This is a genomic window from Tenacibaculum larymnensis (genome assembly GCF_028829235.1).
GTDB classification, from domain to species: Bacteria; Bacteroidota; Bacteroidia; order Flavobacteriales; family Flavobacteriaceae; genus Polaribacter; species Polaribacter larymnensis.
Genome location: NZ_JAIWJY010000001.1, coordinates 261773 through 281758, shown reverse-complemented (window position 1 = coordinate 281758; position 19986 = coordinate 261773). Strand labels below are relative to the sequence as shown.

The following is a 19986-nucleotide window of genomic DNA, read 5'->3' as shown; positions in this document are numbered from 1 at the left end:
TATAATTATTTTTTTAAGTGTTTCTCAGCTACTTTTTCAAGTTCGTCGTACCAGTTTTGTCCAAATTTTCTTATTAAAGCTTGTTTTACAAATTTGTATACAGGAACACTCAACTCTTTTCCTAAAGAGCAAGCATCATCACAAATTTCCCATTTGTGGTAGTTTACGGCAGCAAATTCACTATAATCTTTTACACGAACAGGGTATAAATGACAAGAAACAGGTTTTTTCCAATCCACAATACCTTGGTTATATGCTTCTTCAATGGCACATAAGGCAGTGCCCTTATCATCAAAAATAACATAGGCACAATCAGCATCATTAATTAAGGGAGTTTCTAGTTCACCAAAATCACTAGTAATCCAAGTACCTTGCTTTTCAATTGCTTCAATTCCTTCTTTTCGTAAAAACGGTTTTATCTTAGGGTAAATTTCCTCTAAAATTGTTGTTTCCTCTTTTTCAAGGGGTGCACCTGCATCACCATCTATACAACAAGCTCCTTTGCATGCAGATAAGTTACAGACAAACTCCTTTTCTATAAGGTCTTCTGAAACTATTGTTTTTCCTAATTGAAACATAATTTGTGTTTAAAATAGGAAGTTTGTATTAACTTCCCGTAAATTTAAATGCAAAAATACTAGATTGTAACATTACTTATATAATTTTGCACGCGAAAATATATCAACTATGGACTTTAACTTCAAAGAAATTTTTACTGCCTTTATGGTATTGTTTGCGGTAATTGATATTGTTGGAAATATTCCTATCATTATTGATTTACGTAAAAAAGTAGGACACATTCAATCAGAGAAAGCTTCTGTAATAGCAGGGTTTATTATGATTCTGTTTTTATTCTTAGGACAGCGACTATTAAATTTAATAGGTATAGATGTACACTCATTTGCAGTGGCAGGTGCTTTTATCTTGTTTTTCCTAGCATTAGAAATGATACTAGGAATCACTCTTTATAAAGAAGATGATGAGGAAGCATTAAGTGCAACTGTTTTTCCTTTAGCTTTTCCATTAATAGCAGGTCCTGGTAGTTTAACAACATTACTTTCGTTACGAGCAGAATTTAATCTTGAAAATATAATTGTAGCTGTTTTATTAAATGTAATCGTAATATACATTGTATTGAAAACTTCTACAAAAATTGAAAAAGTAATTGGACCAAACGGAATTAAAATTATTAGAAAAATATTTGGTGTAATTTTATTAGCTATAGCAGTTAAATTATTTGCAGCTAATTTTAAAATGTTGATAGCGTAATATGATTTTTGATGTACTTATTGTAGGAGGTGGAGTATCAGGTATGCAATGTGCCTTAGTTTTAGGTTCTGCACTTAATAAAGAATATGCTAAAGACAAAAAAGTAGGTATTATAATGCATCAGCGTTCATCTCATTTACAAGATGCACTTTTTAACAATGTTCTTGGGTTAGTTTCTGGAACTTTAGGAAAAGATATTTTAAAGGAAGGTAGAGGTCAGTTGGAGAAGTTATACCCTGAGGTATCTCAAATTGAGAATGAAAAGGTAATAGCTGTTTTTGAAGAGGAAAATAGGTACAAAGTTGTTACAAATAAAAATGAATATTACAGTAAAAATGTAGTTATTGCGCTCAATTATTCTAAACCTTTTGATATAGCAGGATTAGAGCAATATGTAGAACGTCATATTCGTGCAAATGCAATGAAGGACAGAATACAACTACGTAATTTTAATCATTTAATTAAAGAAGGACTATATGTCTGCGGAACTTTAGCAGGTTGGAGAAGTCAGTTTGCAATAGCAGCCGGTAGTGGAGCAAGTGTGGCAACAGATATTTTGACTATATGGAATGATAATGTACCTACCAAAGTACACGATAAACATAAAAAAGACTAATTATTTAATATAAATCATGAAGAAAGTAATAGGAGTAATAGCAATGTTAGCATTGTTTATTAACTGTGGGGGAAGTGACAGTGAAGTTGTACCAGCTGAAGATAAAGTTGTAGCTGTTGATGATTCTTTTGAAGCAGAAGAAAATAAAGAGACTGTATTGCCTAGTTTTTTGGTAAATGATACATATACATCTGGAAAGGTAAAAATAACTTTTGAGGCTTCCTCAGCAAGAAATGGAACCATTACACAAACAAATAATATATTTAAGTATAAACCTGCAACAAACTTTGTAGGAACAGATTCTTTTAAGTATACAATTTGTAGTACAATTACACCAAGTAATTGCTCCACTGCTACAGTAATTATTGATGTAATTGCTTCTACTAATGGAAATTCAGGAGGTTTCAATATTCCTTCTGAATTATCAGAATATTATAAGGACGTAGATTTCACTTTAACAGGAAGTTCTTTAAAAGATGTTTTAGCCACTGAAATTATAGATAGTCATACTACCTTCTTAGACTATACACCAGGTATTTGGAATGTATTAAAACAATCAGATTTAGACCCTACAGACAATACTAAGGTGGTTTTAATTTATGGTTATGACGATACAGATGGTAATTATGTAACAGATAGAACTCGTAGTAAAGAGGCAAATGGCGGAAATACAGGAGACTGGAATAGAGAGCATGTGTTCCCAAAATCACTAGGAACGCCTGATTTAGGTACATCTGGTCCAGGAGCAGATGCACATCATTTAAGACCATCAGATGTGAGTTTTAACTCTCAAAGAGGAAATAAATTGTTTGCTACTGGTTCTGGAAATGCAGGAGATGTTTCTGGAAACTGGTACCCAGGTGATGAATGGAAAGGTGATGTAGCGCGTATGATGATGTATATGTACTTACGTTATGGTAGTCAATGTTTACCAAAAAATGTAGCTGTAGGATCTGTTGTAGCGTCAGATAGTAATATGGTTGATTTGTTATTAGAGTGGAATGCTCAAGATCCTGTTTCAGATTTAGAAATACAACGAAACAATATTGTTGCTAATGAACAAGGAAATAGAAATCCATTTATTGATAACCCTTACCTAGCTACAGTAATTTGGAGTGGTAATGAAGCTGAAAATACTTGGAAATAAAGTATAAGTAAAATTAAAGAAGCAAAAGCCTGAGTATATACTCAGGCTTTTTTGATTTAGTAATAGATAGTCCCCCACAGATTATCATATTGTAATCATTGGTAACAAATGTAGCTTCTTTCTATTCTTTTAAACTAAAAAAAGGCATGAGTGTTTAAATATTAAGCATAAAAAAAACCGAAGCACTAGCTTCGGTTTTTTCTATATAAGTAAGGTTGTATTTTACCCTTTAAAACTCGCTTTTAAGAACTCAGAGTTCATACGAGCAATGTTTTCTAAAGAAATTCCTTTAGGACATTCAATTTCACAAGCTCCAGTGTTTGTACAGTTACCAAAACCTTCTAAATCCATTTGAGCAACCATGTTTTTAACACGCTCAGTAGCCTCTACTTGACCTTGAGGTAGTAAAGCATACTGAGATACTTTAGCTCCCACAAATAGCATTGCAGAAGAGTTTTTACAAGTAGCTACACAAGCACCACAACCAATACAAGTTGCAGCATCCATAGCTTTATCAGCATTTTCTTTAGGAACTAAGATAGCATTTGCATCTGTGGTGTTTCCTGATGTGTTTACAGAGATATAACCACCTGCTTGTTGAATTCTTTCAAAAGAACCTCTATCAACTACTAAGTCTTTAATTACCGGGAAAGCAGCAGCTCTAAATGGCTCAATTGTAATTGTATCACCATCGTTAAACATACGCATGTGTAACTGACAAGTAGTTACTCCACGATCTGGTCCGTGTGCTTCACCGTTAATATACATAGAACACATACCGCAAATTCCTTCACGACAGTCGTGGTCGAATGCTACAGGCTCTTCACCAGTGTTTACCAATTGTTCGTTTAATACGTCCATCATTTCTAAGAAAGACATATGCTCAGAAATATCGGTCACCTTATATTCGACCATTTTTCCTTTATCACTTGCGTTTTTTTGACGCCAAATTTTAAGTGTTAAATTCATAATTCTCTCTTATTTGTATGAACGTTGTTTTAATTCAATATCGTTAAACTCTAATTCTTCTTTGTGTAAAACAGCATCAGCTGGTTCACCTTTATATTCCCAAGCAGAAACGTAAGCAAAATTAGCATCATCACGTTTTGCTTCTCCTTTTTGAGGTCCATCTAATTCAACAGACTCTTCTCTAAAGTGACCTCCACAAGATTCTGTTCTGTTTAAGGCATCTTTAGCGAATAATTCTCCAAGCTCTAAGAAATCAGCAACTCTTCCTGCTTTTTCTAATTCTGGGTTCATTTCATTCGCATCTCCTGGAACAGTTACGTTCTTCCAGAAGTCTTCGCGTAACGCTTTAATTTCAGCCATAGCTTCTTTTAAACCTTGTTCGTTACGTGCCATTCCACATTTTTCCCACATGATTTTTCCTAATTTCTTGTGGTAATAATCTACAGAATGTTCTCCTTTATTATTGATGAAGAAATCGATACGATCTTTAACCGCTTTCTCAGCTTCTTCAAATTCTTTAGTCTCAGTTGAAATTTTACCTGTACGGATATCGTTAGATAAGTAATTACCAATTGTATAAGGTAATACGAAATACCCGTCAGCTAAACCTTGCATTAATGCAGAAGCTCCTAAACGGTTAGCTCCGTGATCAGAGAAGTTTGCTTCACCAATAGCATAACAACCATCAATGGTAGTCATTAAGTTATAATCTACCCAAATTCCACCCATTGTATAGTGAGTTGCAGGATAAATCATCATTGGTGTTTTATATGGATTGTCATCAACAATCTTCTCATACATTTGGAATAAGTTTCCGTATTTAGCCTCTACTACTTTTTCACCTTCCTCAATAATTTTTTCTTGAGTAGGGTTTTTAATTCCGTGTAATTTACATTGCTCTTTACCGTAACGTTCAATCGCCGATTTAAAATCTAAGTAAACAGCCTCTCCTGTAGCGTTTACACCATAACCAGCATCACAACGCTCTTTTGCAGCACGAGAAGCTACATCACGAGGCACTAAGTTACCAAATGCAGGATATCTTCTTTCTAAGTAGTAATCTCTATCCTCTTCAGCAATTTGAGTTGGTTTTAATTTTCCTTCTCTAATTGCTAATACATCTTCCATTTTCTTTGGAACCCAAATACGTCCATCGTTACGTAACGATTCTGACATTAAGGTTAATTTAGACTGATAGTCACCTGAACGAGGAATACAAGTTGGGTGAATTTGCGTGTAACAAGGGTTTGCAAAGAAGGCACCTTTTTTATGAACTTTCCAAGCTGCTGTTGCGTTAGAACCCATTGCGTTGGTTGATAAGAAATACACATTTCCGTATCCACCAGAAGCAATTACTACTGCGTGTGCAGAGTGACGCTCAATTTCACCAGTAACTAAGTTACGAGCAATAATACCACGAGCTTTTCCATCAACAATTACCAAATCTAACATTTCATGACGATTGAACATTTCAATCTTACCACGAGCAATTTGACGGTTCATTGCTGAATAAGCTCCTAATAATAACTGCTGACCAGTTTGACCTTTCGCATAAAAAGTACGAGATACTAATACCCCACCAAACGAACGGTTATCTAATTGTCCACCATAATCACGAGCAAAAGGAACACCTTGCGCCACACATTGATCGATGATGTTTGCAGAAACCTCAGCTAAACGGTAAACGTTTGCTTCACGAGAACGGTAATCTCCTCCTTTTACTGTATCATAAAATAAGCGGTAAAAAGAATCACCATCTCCTTGATAGTTCTTTGCTGCGTTAATACCTCCTTGTGCTGCAATAGAGTGTGCACGACGAGGCGAATCTTGGTAAGCAAAAGCTTTAACGTTGTATCCTAATTCTGCTAAAGTTGCAGAAGCAGAACCACCCGCTAAACCAGTACCCACTACTATAACGTCAATTAAACGTTTGTTAGCAGGATTTACCAAGTCAATTTTATCTTTATAAGTTGTCCATTTATCTTTTAATGGACCTTTTGGAATTTTTGAATCTAAAGTTGCCATACTTGTTGCGTATTAGTGATTGAAATGATGAAATAATGCAATAATTACGAATCCTAACGGAATTAAGATTGCGTAAAGCTTACCAAAAGTTTTCAATCCTTTAGTATATTTATTATTTGCTCCCACAGATTGGAAAGCAGAATTAAATCCGTGTAATAAGTGTAATGCTAAGAATACAAAAGCAATTACATAAGCACCAACTCTAATAGGGCTTAAGAACTTGTGTTGTAATTCATGGAAGTACCTAAACTCACCATCGTGTAATCCACTCCAATCACCTTGAATAAATTTGGTGTTGATTTCAGGAAACCAAAAATCAATAAAGTGTAATACAATAAATGCTAAAATAGCAGCTCCACTGTAAATCATGTTTCTACTCATCCAAGTAGAATTTGCAGCTCCGTTATTTTTAGCATAGCTAACTTTACGTGCACTTTTGTTTTTAATTTCTAAGATGAATCCCATTACAAAGTGAAACACTACACCAATAATTAAAACTGGTTGCATTACATATTGAATTAACGGATTCGTCCCCATAAAGTGCGACAATTTGTTAAATGTTGCTCCGTTATCTGGAAAAATCGAAGTAATGTTAATTGCAAAATGTTGTAATAAGAAAAACATCAGGAAGAATGCCGAAAGTGCCATGGCAAACTTTCTTCCGATAGAAGATTTTAGTAATCCGCTCATTATTTTGTTTGTTGATTAAATAATAGCACAAATTTAAGAGGATGACAGTACTTGAACAAACTTTACGAATTGTTTTCTTAAATATTTAGAATGGGTTTAAATAGCGCTCTAAAAAACTATTTTACCTAATATTTATAAGGGAAAGAATGAGGGTGAGTTAATGTTTTTTGGTGTCAATACCTTTAGAAACCGTATTTTCTAAACGTTAAATTAACTCTTGGTTTTAAATATTTGGGGTTTTCGGGTAAGCTATGTTCGTAGTATTCTTGACAGCCTTCTTCCATAACTAACAAACTTCCGTGCTTTAAAAGTATTTTATTTTCAACCATCGTTTTGTTTTCTCGAATGTAAAACAAGCGTTCTTCACCTAAACTAATTGAAGGAATAATATCAGTGTTTCCAAAAGCCATTTTATCTGAATGATAATCAATACCAGAGTTTCCATCAGGATAATAAATACAAACACAAGTTTTAAACTCCTGTTCAGTATGTTCTTCAATCTGTTTTTTTATAGGTAGCATATATTTTGGCCATACCATAACGTTTCCCCAAGCTGATTTGGGAAAAATATTTTTCTCTACCAAACCAGAGTCAACAAACATTAATTTACCAAGGTTGTATTTAACTACATCACCAGAAGGAAGTTTCATTTCCATCATATTTGTGAGTTCAGAGAAGCTTGTTAATTGCTTAAATAGCTCTGTAGCATCTTTTTCAGTTAAAAAATTAGGGCTGTAACTGATAACATTATTGATATTAGTTGACATTTTATATTGTTAGTTGATGGTTAAGTTTAGTATTGATGCCAATTCTTCAGGTTTTTCAAGAGGAACCATATGACCACAATTCTTAATCATTGTATATGTTCCTTTTTCAGTTTTATTGGCAAACTCTTTTAGTTTTTTTGGGTTGATAAGCGCATCATTTTCGGCAGCAATAAAAAAGATAGGGATGTTTAAATTTAAAACTTCTTGTGAAATATTTAATCTAATTGAGGTTGCTTTTAACTGACGAAGTAGTACATCTTTTCCTAAATCAGCATCCATTTTTTTAATAACAGAAATAATTTCGGAATTACTGTGATTATCTGGGTGTAAAAATTGTTGAATTCTTGCTTGAGAAATTCCTTTATAAGTATGCTTTTCTAAAAAGTCAATAGTGCTTTTTCTTAGTTGAATTTCTGAATCACTCAATCCATCAGTGTTGGCAGCAACTACAACCAACTTTTTTACTTTTTCAGGATAGTGAACACTAAAGTTCATAGCAGAAAACCCACCTAAAGAAAACCCAATAATTGTAGCAGGTTCTTCAATATGATTTAGTATAATCTGATTAATTTCTTCAAAAGAAGTTGCTGGAGTTATATCGATATGTACTGGAAGTATATTTTTTAGTTTAGGAAAAACATATTGCCATAAATCTACCGTACACATGGTACCTGAAATTACATATACTTTTTGCATTTATCTATTATAATTAGAACTAACCAAACATTTACTATTTTCCCATTTACCAAAAAGCCTTTTTTTAGGAATAACCTCATTATTACAAGTTAGAAAATTACTGTTTTTATCTTTCTTTATAATTTTTAACTTTCCTTGGTGTATAGCATTGATTACTCTGTAGATTAATCCATTTTTTGGAAGGTTGTTACCCTTTTTTGATAAAGTTAAGCCAACCTCATTATTAAATAAATCCATTTCTGAGGAAATTTTATCAGGAATAACACCATCTTCTAACTTTCGGTTTTTGTATGTTTTATAGTTGTCTTTTTCATGGGCTTTACCAAGTGAACGAGCAGCATTTTCTCCAATTTCTTGTTGTAATAAAGCCATCCAAAAAGCATGACGAAAAGCATCTACTTGTCCGCCTGCATAATCGCCATCTAGTAAGGGAGAAACTCTTAGAGAGTCACTTACTCTCGATGCTTCACGTGAAACAATAAAAGCTTTTTTTGCTTTAAATGGATGGAGTAGTACCCATGTTTTTTGGGCTCCTTGTAGTTTTTTAAATTGTTGCCAGTTGGATTGTGCAGTGGTATAAAAAGGGAGTAAAAGAACTAAAAAAAGCAGTTTTTTAAGCATAAAAATTAATTTTTACTGCTAATTTGCTCTTCTAATTCAACAATTTTACTTTCTAAATCGTGTAATCTATCATAAACATCAACAGGTTCAGGCATTTGTTTAGAGGCGAACATAGTTACATACCAAACTTCCATAATTTCCTCAGCATTTATAGTGTAGGTAGGGTAGTTGCCATCTTTGTTATCACTTTTTAAGATAAGTTTTCCTCTTTCTTCTATTCTATTAATTACACGTTTTAAAACAATACCATCATTCTTACTTACAATTACATAGATACGACCATCTTTAATATCGTGTAAGTTTTCAACATATTTACCAAAAACTAGATCTCCATCAAAAAAAGTACGCACCATGGAATTTCCTTGTACTTCAAAACAACGAAAGGTACCATTATTAAGATGTGGCATGTTAAAAGAAGGTAATTGTTCTATGTAATTTGAATCACCATAACCATTTAAATAACCAGCTCTTGCTTGTATAGGAACATAAACCACGTTTTCATTCCCTGAAGAATTTACAGAAACAACTTGAGGTACTCCAGAATATGTTTGAATATTGCTGGGTTCAGTCTTTAACATTATGTCACTTTTTCCAAATAAATAGTCGGGGTTTATGTTGAATTCATTAATAATAGAAGTAAGAACATCGTAACCAGGTTTTGTTTTTTTTCTACTACCGTCAGATTGAGGTCTTCCATTAATAATGCTGTCTATAGTGGTTCCAGTAACACCTATTTTTTTTGAAAAAGAAAAGTTGTTTAAGTTGAAAGCATCTCTAATTGCTGCTATTTTTTCGGAAATTCCCATAACATTTTATGTTTTTACATATTGCAAAAATAATTAAACTTTTGTTTGTTTAAATGTGTAATATGTTTTATATTTGCATCGTTAATGAATTGCTAATATACAAAAAAATTGTAATAATCAAACATTTGTGTGGTTTTAGCGATTGTGTTTTTAAGATTTCAACTTGATTTTCTTCACTTTTTTGAAATCTATACTCGTTTATTCAAACATTTTTTTGAATAAAACCAAAAATCAAGAAAAAAGAACTGTTAGAAAAGCAACTAAACAGGGCTCTTTTTGAGCTTGATTAAGAATTAATTAAATTTTATAAAAATGAGTAAAAAACCAATCAAATCAAACCTATTTAGGTTTGTAACATTACGTAGTCCACAATTAATTGAAGACAAAGAAATCGGATTTGTTTCGTTTCCAGAAGAAAAAAAAGCAGAAAGTTTAGCTTTTCAAGCAATACAAGGAGCTACTACAGATAAAGAAAGAAAAATAGCTTTAAAAGGAGCTTATAGCACGAATTTTACACCTATAGCGAGTAGGGTAGAGATTAAAAATTTACACGAAGCATTGTATCAGTTTTCAGGATGGTTAGTGCGCAATAAGACAGTATTATCGTATGCTGGTATTGATGCTAATTTATATGCAGCACAAGAACTTACTGTTGATGAAGAATTAGTATTATGGGAAAACTTATTTCATCAAACCATTAATAAAGAATCGGCTATTGTTCGAGAAGGACTGATTCAAATGTTGGTAGCGAATAAGTTTTTAAAAGCATTTAATGTATTTACTAACAGCTTTTCACAAGAAACAGAGGGGGAAATTGTTTTTACAGAAGAAAATGAAAAAGAATTTGTACGTAGAGCGAATGCAAGTGTTATTGTGCCTAAAGAAGTGGTTATCTCAGATCAGCAATTTGAAGGAGGGGCTACAAATATAAGTCCTAGTTCATCAGAGTATTTGACATCTAGTTTACAGGTTGAGATGGCTAAAACACGTTTGCAACAATATGAACTAGGTTTAAAGGAAATTGAAAAAGCTGAGTATGTTTATAATAAAAGTGAGCAGTTACGATATAAAGAAGCTTTACAAGCTCATGAATTAGCTGTAGAAGATATAAAAAATGCAGCTCAACCAACGATTCAAACAATTGTAGACGCTACATCAGGATTTGAAAAAAGATTAGAAATATATCCGGATTTAGAATTACCTAAGTTTGAATTTGAAAAAGCAGAAGAGATTAGTAGAGCTGCGGATGGTACAACGACAACTACTTTTCAGTATTCAGAAGAGACTAAAGATTTATTAAATTCTGAAGGACTTAAATTATATGATAATTTTTATGAAGCTAAAACGGTTCTTAGACAAAAAATAAAAGAAGAGAATCAGAAAATTTTAGAAAATACTCCAGAAAAAGTGAGAGCTGTTTCTATTCAAGGAGGTACTCTAAATTATAATCTTAGTAAAAGTACACCCTTATACTCTTATTCGGGAGATGTTTTTGGTCAAATGGGGAAAGGATCAAAAATTATTATGTTTTTAAAGGTTGAAGATTCTACTAATGTAAGAGTAACAGAAGCAAACTATACTTTAGATGATATTGATGCTCAAGTACCATATACCGGAACTTCATTTAAGAGTAGTCCTGCTAGTTTTGATAATACATTGTTAAGAATTGAGTTATTTCCAGAAAATTTACAACAGTTAATTTCAGGACCTGTATTTGGTTTGAACGGTAGTTTTGTTTTAAGTAACGGAGTGTCATTAGAGTTTAAAAACATTATGTTTCAGGTTAAGTTTGATGATGGGTACTATGAAATAACTAACAATTTTGTTGGTCAATGTATAGTTAGTGGTAATGTCTCTGAGGGGTCAAGTGCTGATGGAAAAGGTGTTCTTTATGGAGTATCTCAATTAGGAGTAGCAGATTTTAGGCGAGTAGAACAAGAGGTGTGTTGTTATGTACCAGGTGAAGTGTCACATATTGAAAATATCATGGCACGAGAATATAAAGAGCGTTCTACTAGAGACTTAAGAGTTTCAGAAACGACTACGGAAACAACAACAGAAAAAGAAGTAGAAAACCTAACAGACACTACCTCAACAGAACGTAATGAATTACAAAGTGAAGCTTCCTCGATTGTAAATAGTGATAATGCTACTAGTTTTGGAGCAAATGCAAGTGTGTCTGCTGAATTTGCTAAAACTAGATTTTCTGCAGGAGCTAATTATAATAACTCTTCATCAACTTCTGCTTCTGATTCTAATTTACAAGCGCAAACGTATGCGCAGGAGGTAACAGAAAGAGCTTTAGAGCGTGTGGTTCAGAAAATTAGTACTAAACGTACATCGCGTATGCTACGTGAGTTTGAGGAAAATAATACTCATGGATTTGACAATCGTAAGGGAGATAAGCATGTAACGGGAGTATATCGTTGGGTAGATAAGATTTATAAGAATAAGTTGATAAATTATGGTAAACGCTTAATGTATGAATTTGCGTTACCAGAACCTGCGAAGTTTTATATTGAATCATATTTGAAAAATGGAGAAGGAAGTAGAAAAACATCAACAGGATTTGATATTTCGGGAAAACCTGTTCATCCAAGTGGTTTAAGAATGTATGCGATTAATAACTCAAAAGAATTAAACCAAAACAATTACCAGTATCTAGCTTCGATTTATAATGCAGAGGTTGAAACCGCACCAGTTAATGAGATTTATGTTAGTGAATCTTTTAAATTAGATTCGACTAAAACTATTAACGCTTATGAGTCATCTTCAATTGAAGGGGATGTAAAATTACCTGAGGGTTATGAGTCGGTTGAAGTTAGTGTAAGTTATTCAGGTGTGGAGGATGATAAAGCTGCAAATGCAAAAGGATTCTTTATTAATGTAGGAAGCATTAAAATAACAGATAGAGAAAATCAACCGAAGTTGCATAAAGAGGTTACTAGAACAATGTCAGGACATACAGGTAATGTTGCTGTTTCTGCTACACAAGTTGATTTTTTTACTGGTAGTTTAAATGTAGTTATAAAGTGTAGGGTAGATAGAAAAGGTATTGAAAAATGGCAAAATGAAACTTATAAAGCTATTATAGATGCTTATAATGAGCGTTTAAAAGAGTATGAAGATTTAAAAAAATCTCAAGAGACGGAAAAAGAGCCTAATGAAAAGAAAAAAGAACTAAGTTCTCAAATAAACCGTAGTATTGAAAAACGTGAACTAAAACGTATTGCTATCGACTTGATAACAAAACCTTTTGATGTTGTTACCGCTCAAGATAATTATAAAGAAGAAGGTAAAGAAGTGGATGCCAAACATGTTGTAAGAACGTCTAAATTTCAAAAGCACGCTGAAACAGTAAAGTTTTTTGAACAAGCATTTGATTGGGAAATTATGGCGTATACATTCTATCCTTATTTCTATGGAGCAGAAGGTAGTTGGGATGCTAATTTTGAGTATAACGAAGGTAGCGACCCTATTTTCCAAGCTTTTTTACAAAGCGGTATGGCAAGATCTGTAGTACCTGTACGTCCAGGTTTTGAAGAAGCTGTAAACTGGTATATGAAAACTGGTGAAATTTGGAATGGTCAAGGTATGGTTACCGATATGGATGATGATTTATATGTATCTGTTGCCGAAGAAATGCAAACCATTGAAGGTGAAGTGGAAGGTACTTGGGAAACTCGTGTACCAACAACCTTAACCGTGTTACAAGCAGATTCTGTTGTGTTAAACGAAGGAGGTTTGCCGTGTAATCCAGACTGTGAAGGTCAAGGCTTATTTGATGTAAGTACCTATAAGATAGGTCAAGGACCAGATGGTGTAGATTACGATATTGTGGGCGATACCAACAATGTAGCATAAGTGCAGTAAAAATGTTTGTTTAACAAACATTTTTCTATACACACAGTCACAAACCTTACCCAAAAAAATCAGTAAAGCGTATTGTATTTGTTAGTTCCTTCCTCTTTTTGAGAAGAGGAAGGCTGGGTGAGGTTTGTTTTTTACTAATCATAAAAAACAAAAAAATATGCATGCTCATGAATATGGAAGTAAACAATTTAAACACAAAACCAATTTTAAAGATTTGGTGGTGTTTTCAGATGTTCAGCAACAAAAAATAAAAGAAACAGCAGTTCCAAGCCCCAATATATATGTAGAAATAGAAAAAGGAGTACAAAATCCCAATAAGTGGTTTTTACATATCAATAGTACATTATCTGGAGAATATGGAGATTTTTTTTTGCAAGAAAATCCACAACCAGTAGGTGAAATTTCAAATGATTTTGATTACGATATAAGTCCAGAAAACACAGCTTTTATAAAGTCGTATTATGACTTTAGTCTTGGAGAAATTTCCTATTATAAAATAAACGAGAAGTTTTATATAAAGCTTTGGGGAGACATACTTAAAGATGATGTTTTTTTTGAGATTCAAAACAGCTCAAAATCAAAACAGAAAGAAGAAATCAGCATTGAATACGATGCGTTTATCACGGTATTTGTTTCAGATAACGGAGCAAAACTAGAAAGAGCATACCAAAACATTACCAAAGTAAATACACATCAAATAGTTGTGTTTATAGAATCTGGTGGAGGTACGAATGCCTTTGGTACGGTATTCAGAATCCATAAAGGAAAAAATGTAAAAACTTTACCAGAGGTAGATAGATTAACCCTTTCTAAAGTAGCAAAAGCTTTTGGAGTTCAGGTACAAACCAATGACCTTTCTGAAATGATCAAAGAAGAATTAGCAGAGGAAGATAGTTTGTTTTATTTACTGGTTACCAAAAAGCTACTGAAAGGAGGCAGAATCATACGATGGTCTACCAAAGATGTTTTTACAGATATATCAGGAGGGTTAAAAAACGCAAGTAAAGAAGTAAACAAATTAAAGTTAGGAGAAGAACGGTGGAATACGGCTTTTAAAGATGAATCGGGGTCTAAATACAATCCATTATTACCTAAATTACGAGGGGAAGATAATTTGTTTGATGTAGAAAAATTTAGCAATGACGTTTATAAAACCTATATACAACCAGCAGCTACACAAGCCACTTCAATAGCAAAATTACTGCTTAAAAAAAGACGATTTGCAAAACTGATACCATTTGATATTAGTAAGGCAGTAGAGGTGTTAGATGCTATTCCTACACAGTTACAAGATTTTTTTGATAGCGTATCAAACCATTTGTTGGATTTATATGAGTATATCAATGGATTATTAGTAGGGTTAATTAACAGTATTATAGAGTTTGTTAAATCGTTTATTGATATTTTAGCAATGCTCTTTGATGTGCTAAACGCAGCCATACAAAGCGCTGAGTTCTTTGAAAATCCAGCGAGTTACCTAAGTTTGTTTGCAGAGAGTTTTGAAAACCTTATGGATGGTTTTGTAGCGCTGTTTACGCTAGAGAACTTAAAAGCTATTTTTGGCTTTATAGCCAGTATGCCAGCGTATGCTGTAAAAATTGTATTTAGATTTTTAACCTCAGATATAAAAGTAAAAATAGACCCAGGAGCCTTAGGTTATTATATTGGTTTCTTTGTTGGTTTTGTAGCTTCAGAGGTAGCTACCTTCTTTTTAACAGGAGGAACAGGAACGGTTGCTAAAGCATTAAAAGAAACGTTACGATCGTATAAAGCGTTAGCAGAAATACCTAAAAAAGCAGCAAAAGCGTTAGGGGGTACTGTACAATTTGGTATCGATACATTTGTAAAGCTAGGTACTATTATTGCGGACTTTATAAAAGATATTCCAAAACACCTTAAAACACTAAGAAAATGGATTGATGAGTTTTTTGAAGGGTTGTCTAAGGCAACCAGAACTTTTAAGGATGATATTTATACACTTTTTGAAAAGCTTGATGTAGCCATTAAAAAAGTGCCACAGCAACCCCTATTGGCGAGTGGTGTTCCAGTTCCTGTTGGAGAAAATCTATATGCTTTAGTAAAAGATGGTAAAGAAGTTTTTCGAGGCTCTAAAAGAGAAGTAGAAGAACTTGCTGAGAAACTAAAAAAACTTGGTGAGGCTGATGCAAAAAAGTACTTGGATGAGTTAAGTAATGTGTTTATTACTTTAGAAGAAGCTTACAAAAAAGGGTATAAATATAGAAAACCTATTTTACCTGAAATTGATGAAATAAGACTTTTATTTGGTGAAAATGGAGTAGATTTATATAGTAAAGTTACAAGACAAGTAAGAAATATTAGAAATACTACTTCTTCTAATAATAAACTTAGAGATATAGTTTTAGTTGCTGGAGTAACAAGTAAAAAGTATGTTAAAGAGGTTATTTTACATACTAATTTTTCAAATAAAAAGTTAGAAAAATTTTTATCAAAAAGTAATATAAATAGACAGAAATCCTCTTTAGAGGATATTAAAAAGATTTATAAGTATTTCCTTTCAGAAGGGCATATAAAATATGATATGCATCCTTTTATAGAGAAAAGATTAAGTATACATTTTGAAAAATTAGGAGAACTTCATAACGGAATAAAGCATTCTGCAAACTACAGATGGAGAAGAACAGGAGATTTACCGGGTATTCATGCTGAAGTACTATCTTTGAATGAGCTTTTATGGAAGGTAGAAGCTAAAGGGTATAAAGTAAATGATGATATATTAAAAGAATTGATAGGGTTTAATAGAAATTTATCAAGAAATAAGGTGATGGTACGTTGTGGAGATTGTAATTTTATTACGCATGGTGTAAAGTTTATTGAAAAATTTATTTAAAAATTAAAAGAAATGAATCAAGAATTAAAAAGACCTGAAAAAATAAGGGTATTTCACGAAGATTTGGATGATAATGGCTCAGGGAAGTATACAGGTTTGGAATATTGGTATAAAGGAAAACCATTTACAGGGTTTGTTGTATTTGAGTATTATAATAATGGTTTTGTGGCTTCTGAACAGGAATATGTAGATGGACAAACGATGGGTTGGGCAGTAGATTACCATGAAAATGGTAAAATTGAATATGAATCTTTAAGGTATGGAGCTTCTTCAGTCGTTTTTTATGAGTATGATGAGCAAGGGAAACAAACTGATGGAGGTTTTGTTAATACAAAAGCTTTATATAATTCAGTTGCTCGTTATACAGGGATGCCAACAATAGATGAATATGGATATACTGATGAATAAAGAGTTATTACTAGCCATAGATGTTTATTATTATAAGCAAAGCGCCAAGGTAGTTGGCGCTTTGTTTTCTTGGGAAGATGAAAAACCTAAAAAAATACTAACCACAGTTTATGAGGGAGTAGAAGAGTATCAGTCAGGAAACTTTTATAAAAGAGAACTTCCTTGTATTTTAAAGTTATTAGCGTCATTAGATTTGAATACATTGGAAGCCATTATAATTGATGGACATTGTTACATAAGTAATCAAAAAGAATTTGGTTTGGGTGGATATTTGTGGAAAGAATTAAAAGAGAAAGTGCCTGTGATAGGAGTTGCAAAAAACAGGTTTCATAACACAGAAGATGTCTCTTTTCCTGTTTACAGAGGAGAAAGTAAAAAGCCGTTATATGTTTCATCAATTGGTTATGATGTAGAGCAAGCAAAAACCAATATTCTTATGATGACGGGAAAATATAGAATTCCCGATATTTTAAAAATAGTTGATCAACAAACAAGAGTTTAATATTTGAAACCAAAACCGCCTAAATTTTAGGCGGTTTTTTTTATGTAAAAAGTTATAGTAAATTTTAAAGAATACTTCTAAATTAAAACATAATGCAAAATATTTGTAATTTGTTTTGTTTTTAATTGTAATATGTTGTATATTTGTCTTGCTTTTCTAACAGTTCATTGTTATTTATTAATCTTTAATGTAAGCAGAAACGAAAAAAAGTTATGATTAACCCCTTTCAGGTCTAGGAAAAAGAAAAAGAATCAACAACTTACAAGTTTTGTCTGCAAGCGCTTTAAAAAAATTAAACATTTGTATGAATAATTTAATATCAGTAGCGTTATCGCAATACGGAGTCAAAGAGGTGAAAGGCTCAAAAGATCATCCTCAAATTGTAAACTATTTTACTTCATTAGGTTTTGATGGAGGAAAGTTTAAAGATGAAACCGCTTGGTGCAGTGCCTTTGCAAATTGGGTAGCTAAAAAAGCAGGTTATGAACACACAAACCAGCTAACAGCACGCAGTTGGTTGTCGGTAGGAAACTCTACTACAAATCCAGAACCAGGAGATGTGGTGGTTTTATGGAGAGAAAACCCTAATAGCTGGAAAGGACATGTTGGGTTCTTAATTAAAGAAACCCGACGATATGTATACCTATTAGGTGGTAATCAAGGAAATAGTGTAAGTATTAAAGCATATCCTAAAAACAGGGTATTAGACTTTAGAAAACTAAAAAAGAATGGATAAATTTTCGCATTTCATTTTTTGGTTGCTTGCTTTACTGTCGCCTTTAAATGGAGTGTTAACTACCATGATGTTACTAATAGTAGTTGATTTTATTACAGGAGCCTATGCCTCTTTAAAATTACAAATACCTATAAAAAGCGAACGAATTGGACATACCATTTCTAAGTTTGTTATTTATAACTTGGTAATAATATCAGCTTATTTTTTAGAAAAGCACATTGTAAATGAAGTTCCTTTTTTAAAAATAATAGCAGGATTTATAGCTATTACCGAAACAAAGTCAATTTTAGAAAACTACAACAAAATTTATGGAGTAAACCCCTTTAAAGCATTGCACAGTTTGTTAAAACAAGCAGGTATGCAAAGTACCTTAGAGCAAACAACCGAAAAACAAAAAAACAACGACAAAGAAAAAGTTTAGTCGCTAACACTCTTTTTAGCGACTCTTTTTTATCAAAAACAAATTTAAAAACGATAAAAAAGAACAAAAATGAAACAAAACAAAGAAACCTTAAAGCAATTTTTTGAAACAGGCGATAGACCTACTCAAGAGCAGTATTCCGATTTAATTGATAGTTATATCGACGCCAAACAACCCGAAGGAGAAGCAAACCGAAGGTTTGTTATTGACGAATTAGGAGAAGTAAGTATAGCTTCTGAACAGCAAGTACCAACTTACCAAGCAGGAACTAATATTATGATTGATGAAACAGATCCTTTACAACCAGTGATTAGTGCAGCTCCTAGAGTTAATATTACAGAAGGTGTATTTACACCTAGTTTTTTTACTACAGGATCTTTGTTTTCAGTACAACAAGTAAAAGGTGAGTATTATACTATTGGAGACCGTGTTTTTGTTGATATGATACTATCAGGTGTAACGTCTGATGGTCAAGCTACTTATGGAGAAGTATATATAGCACCTAACATTGACGGTTTCCCTATTGGTGTCTCCGTCTCAGGAACCGTTTATAATATACAAGCTCATGAGAATTATGGTTGTTATGTAAGACATGATTTAGGAAGAGTAAATATTAAAGATAGAGTTTGGGATAATGAAACATTATATATAAACTTCTCATATACATCAAAGGAGATATTAAGCTAGTTGTATTGTATTAAAAATAAAAATTAATATTTGAAATAATTACAAAGTCTAGCCCCTAACAAATACAGTTTTTAGCGGCTCTTTTTTATCAAAAAATAAAAATTTAAAAACGATAAAAAAGAACAAAAATGAAACAAAACAAAGAAATATTAAAGCAATTTTTTGAAACAGGCGATAAACCTACTCAAGAACAGTATTCCGATTTAATCGATACTATGAATACACCTTTTATGGGGGAAATTAAAATGATAGGCTTTAATATTGTACCACAAGGGTGGGCAAAATGTGATGGACAACTACTCAATATAGAAGAGTACCAAGAGTTGTTTAATTTGATAGGAAATATTTATGGAGGAGATGGGATATTAACTTTTTCTTTACCTGACTTACGAGGAAGAACCCCTTTGGGAGTAGGAAGTAACCCAGAATTAACAGAATATTTATTAGGGGAAAAAGGAGGAGAAGAAAATCATGTCTTAACAGGAGAAGAAATGCCTTCACATACTCATTCAGGTTATGGTACTATAAAAGCATCTGACATGGAGGGTACTACGGATATTCCAGAAGGAAATTATTTAGCTGTAGCAAGAACAGAAATAGATAGATCAAATATTGTGTACCCTAATATTTTTACTAATAGCTCTAATATAGAAATGGCAGAAAATGGTGTTTCGGTTAATATTAATGAAACAGGGAGTAATCTACCTCATAACAATATGCAACCTTATTTGGCAGTCAATTATATTATAGCTTTAGAAGGAAGGATTCCTAGAATTGATATATAATTTCTAAATCCAGTAATAAAAAAAACAAAAGTCTAGCCTCTAACAATACAGTTTTTAGCGGCTCTTTTTTATCAAAAACAATTTAAAAACGATAAAAAA

The 19986-nt window shown here is 32.6% G+C and carries 19 protein-coding genes; 11 read left to right on the top strand and 8 right to left on the bottom strand.

Annotation, left to right across the window (positions count from 1 at the left end):
- Positions 1-5: 5 nt before the first annotated feature.
- The gene (locus LCI24_RS01345; protein WP_274638804.1) at positions 6-578 is read right to left on the bottom strand and encodes a DUF3109 family protein; all 573 of its coding nucleotides are present in this window, start codon (positions 576-578) and stop codon (positions 6-8) included.
- A 109-nt stretch (positions 579-687) separates the two neighbouring features.
- Here LCI24_RS01345 and LCI24_RS01340 point away from each other — a divergent pair, with 109 nt between their 5' ends.
- The 3 genes from LCI24_RS01340 to LCI24_RS01330 are packed head-to-tail and all read left to right on the top strand — an operon-like array spanning position 688 to position 3032.
- The gene (locus LCI24_RS01340) at positions 688-1269 is read left to right on the top strand and encodes a MarC family protein (protein ID WP_274638803.1); all 582 of its coding nucleotides are present in this window, start codon (positions 688-690) and stop codon (positions 1267-1269) included.
- 1 nt (position 1270) lies between these two features.
- Positions 1271-1885, top strand: a complete 615-nt coding sequence (locus LCI24_RS01335; protein WP_274638802.1) for an FAD-dependent oxidoreductase — start codon at positions 1271-1273, stop codon at positions 1883-1885.
- Between the two features lie 16 nt (positions 1886-1901).
- The gene (locus tag LCI24_RS01330) at positions 1902-3032 is read left to right on the top strand and encodes an endonuclease (RefSeq protein ID WP_274638801.1); all 1131 of its coding nucleotides are present in this window, start codon (positions 1902-1904) and stop codon (positions 3030-3032) included.
- 222 nt (positions 3033-3254) lie between these two features.
- Here LCI24_RS01330 and LCI24_RS01325 read toward each other — a convergent pair whose 3' ends face one another.
- The 7 genes from LCI24_RS01325 to LCI24_RS01295 all read right to left on the bottom strand — a co-directional run bounded on the left by LCI24_RS01325 (position 3255) and on the right by LCI24_RS01295 (position 9606).
- The gene (locus LCI24_RS01325) at positions 3255-4001 is read right to left on the bottom strand and encodes a succinate dehydrogenase/fumarate reductase iron-sulfur subunit (RefSeq protein ID WP_274638800.1); all 747 of its coding nucleotides are present in this window, start codon (positions 3999-4001) and stop codon (positions 3255-3257) included.
- A gap of 9 nt (positions 4002-4010) precedes the next feature.
- A complete protein-coding gene (locus tag LCI24_RS01320; protein WP_274638799.1) occupies positions 4011-6026 on the bottom strand; it encodes a fumarate reductase/succinate dehydrogenase flavoprotein subunit in 2016 nt (671 codons plus the stop codon).
- 12 nt (positions 6027-6038) lie between these two features.
- Complete coding sequence (locus tag LCI24_RS01315; protein ID WP_274638798.1) at positions 6039-6716, bottom strand: succinate dehydrogenase cytochrome b subunit; 678 nt, start codon at positions 6714-6716, stop codon at positions 6039-6041.
- Positions 6717-6898: 182 nt separating this feature from the next.
- Positions 6899-7483 carry an alpha-ketoglutarate-dependent dioxygenase AlkB gene (locus LCI24_RS01310; RefSeq protein WP_274638797.1) on the bottom strand — a complete coding sequence of 195 codons (585 nt, stop codon included), beginning with the start codon at positions 7481-7483 and terminating at the stop codon, positions 6899-6901.
- 9 nt (positions 7484-7492) lie between these two features.
- Positions 7493-8179, bottom strand: a complete 687-nt coding sequence (locus tag LCI24_RS01305; protein ID WP_274638796.1) for an alpha/beta fold hydrolase — start codon at positions 8177-8179, stop codon at positions 7493-7495.
- Positions 8180-8800, bottom strand: coding sequence for a DUF6973 domain-containing protein (locus tag LCI24_RS01300; RefSeq protein ID WP_274638795.1), 621 nt, complete (start codon positions 8798-8800; stop codon positions 8180-8182).
- Between the two features lie 5 nt (positions 8801-8805).
- Entirely contained in the window at positions 8806-9606 is an 801-nt protein-coding gene (locus LCI24_RS01295) for a S24 family peptidase (RefSeq protein ID WP_124587949.1), read from the bottom strand.
- 312 nt (positions 9607-9918) lie between these two features.
- Between LCI24_RS01295 and LCI24_RS01290 the strand changes: the two genes are divergently transcribed.
- From LCI24_RS01290 to LCI24_RS01255, 8 genes are all read left to right on the top strand, one after another.
- A complete protein-coding gene (locus tag LCI24_RS01290; RefSeq protein WP_274638794.1) occupies positions 9919-13470 on the top strand; it encodes a hypothetical protein in 3552 nt (1183 codons plus the stop codon).
- Between the two features lie 166 nt (positions 13471-13636).
- Positions 13637-16348, top strand: a complete 2712-nt coding sequence (locus LCI24_RS01285; RefSeq protein WP_274638793.1) for a hypothetical protein — start codon at positions 13637-13639, stop codon at positions 16346-16348.
- A 12-nt stretch (positions 16349-16360) separates the two neighbouring features.
- Positions 16361-16756, top strand: coding sequence for a toxin-antitoxin system YwqK family antitoxin (locus tag LCI24_RS01280; protein WP_274638792.1), 396 nt, complete (start codon positions 16361-16363; stop codon positions 16754-16756).
- Positions 16737-17258: an endonuclease V gene (locus LCI24_RS01275; protein WP_274638791.1), complete on the top strand. Its 522-nt coding sequence runs from the start codon at positions 16737-16739 to the stop codon at positions 17256-17258. Before LCI24_RS01280 ends, LCI24_RS01275 begins: the two co-directional genes overlap by 20 nt.
- A gap of 304 nt (positions 17259-17562) precedes the next feature.
- A complete protein-coding gene (locus tag LCI24_RS01270) occupies positions 17563-17994 on the top strand; it encodes a TIGR02594 family protein (protein ID WP_274638790.1) in 432 nt (143 codons plus the stop codon).
- Entirely contained in the window at positions 17987-18415 is a 429-nt protein-coding gene (locus LCI24_RS01265; protein WP_125066381.1) for a phage holin family protein, read from the top strand. The genes LCI24_RS01270 and LCI24_RS01265 overlap by 8 nt, the downstream gene beginning before the upstream one ends.
- Positions 18416-18484: 69 nt before the next feature.
- A complete protein-coding gene (locus LCI24_RS01260) occupies positions 18485-19102 on the top strand; it encodes a hypothetical protein (protein ID WP_274638789.1) in 618 nt (205 codons plus the stop codon).
- Between the two features lie 128 nt (positions 19103-19230).
- On the top strand, positions 19231-19887 hold the full coding sequence (locus LCI24_RS01255; protein WP_274638788.1) for a phage tail protein: 657 nt from the start codon (positions 19231-19233) through the stop codon (positions 19885-19887).
- The last annotated feature ends 99 nt before the right edge of the window (positions 19888-19986 follow it).

Coding starts and splice junctions, on each gene's coding strand:
- LCI24_RS01295 (WP_124587949.1), bottom strand. CDS start 9,606: ATGGGAATTTCCGAAAAAATAGCAGCAATTAGAGATGCTTTCAACTTA.
- LCI24_RS01265 (WP_125066381.1), top strand. CDS start 17,987: ATGGATAAATTTTCGCATTTCATTTTTTGGTTGCTTGCTTTACTGTCG.
- LCI24_RS01255 (WP_274638788.1), top strand. CDS start 19,231: ATGAAACAAAACAAAGAAATATTAAAGCAATTTTTTGAAACAGGCGAT.
- LCI24_RS01300 (WP_274638795.1), bottom strand. CDS start 8,800: ATGCTTAAAAAACTGCTTTTTTTAGTTCTTTTACTCCCTTTTTATACC.
- LCI24_RS01275 (WP_274638791.1), top strand. CDS start 16,737: ATGGATATACTGATGAATAAAGAGTTATTACTAGCCATAGATGTTTAT.
- LCI24_RS01320 (WP_274638799.1), bottom strand. CDS start 6,026: ATGGCAACTTTAGATTCAAAAATTCCAAAAGGTCCATTAAAAGATAAA.
- LCI24_RS01260 (WP_274638789.1), top strand. CDS start 18,485: ATGAAACAAAACAAAGAAACCTTAAAGCAATTTTTTGAAACAGGCGAT.
- LCI24_RS01315 (WP_274638798.1), bottom strand. CDS start 6,716: ATGAGCGGATTACTAAAATCTTCTATCGGAAGAAAGTTTGCCATGGCA.
- LCI24_RS01305 (WP_274638796.1), bottom strand. CDS start 8,179: ATGCAAAAAGTATATGTAATTTCAGGTACCATGTGTACGGTAGATTTA.
- LCI24_RS01335 (WP_274638802.1), top strand. CDS start 1,271: ATGATTTTTGATGTACTTATTGTAGGAGGTGGAGTATCAGGTATGCAA.
- LCI24_RS01290 (WP_274638794.1), top strand. CDS start 9,919: ATGAGTAAAAAACCAATCAAATCAAACCTATTTAGGTTTGTAACATTA.
- LCI24_RS01310 (WP_274638797.1), bottom strand. CDS start 7,483: ATGTCAACTAATATCAATAATGTTATCAGTTACAGCCCTAATTTTTTA.
- LCI24_RS01325 (WP_274638800.1), bottom strand. CDS start 4,001: ATGAATTTAACACTTAAAATTTGGCGTCAAAAAAACGCAAGTGATAAA.
- LCI24_RS01345 (WP_274638804.1), bottom strand. CDS start 578: ATGTTTCAATTAGGAAAAACAATAGTTTCAGAAGACCTTATAGAAAAG.
- LCI24_RS01340 (WP_274638803.1), top strand. CDS start 688: ATGGACTTTAACTTCAAAGAAATTTTTACTGCCTTTATGGTATTGTTT.
- LCI24_RS01285 (WP_274638793.1), top strand. CDS start 13,637: ATGCATGCTCATGAATATGGAAGTAAACAATTTAAACACAAAACCAAT.
- LCI24_RS01270 (WP_274638790.1), top strand. CDS start 17,563: ATGAATAATTTAATATCAGTAGCGTTATCGCAATACGGAGTCAAAGAG.
- LCI24_RS01280 (WP_274638792.1), top strand. CDS start 16,361: ATGAATCAAGAATTAAAAAGACCTGAAAAAATAAGGGTATTTCACGAA.
- LCI24_RS01330 (WP_274638801.1), top strand. CDS start 1,902: ATGAAGAAAGTAATAGGAGTAATAGCAATGTTAGCATTGTTTATTAAC.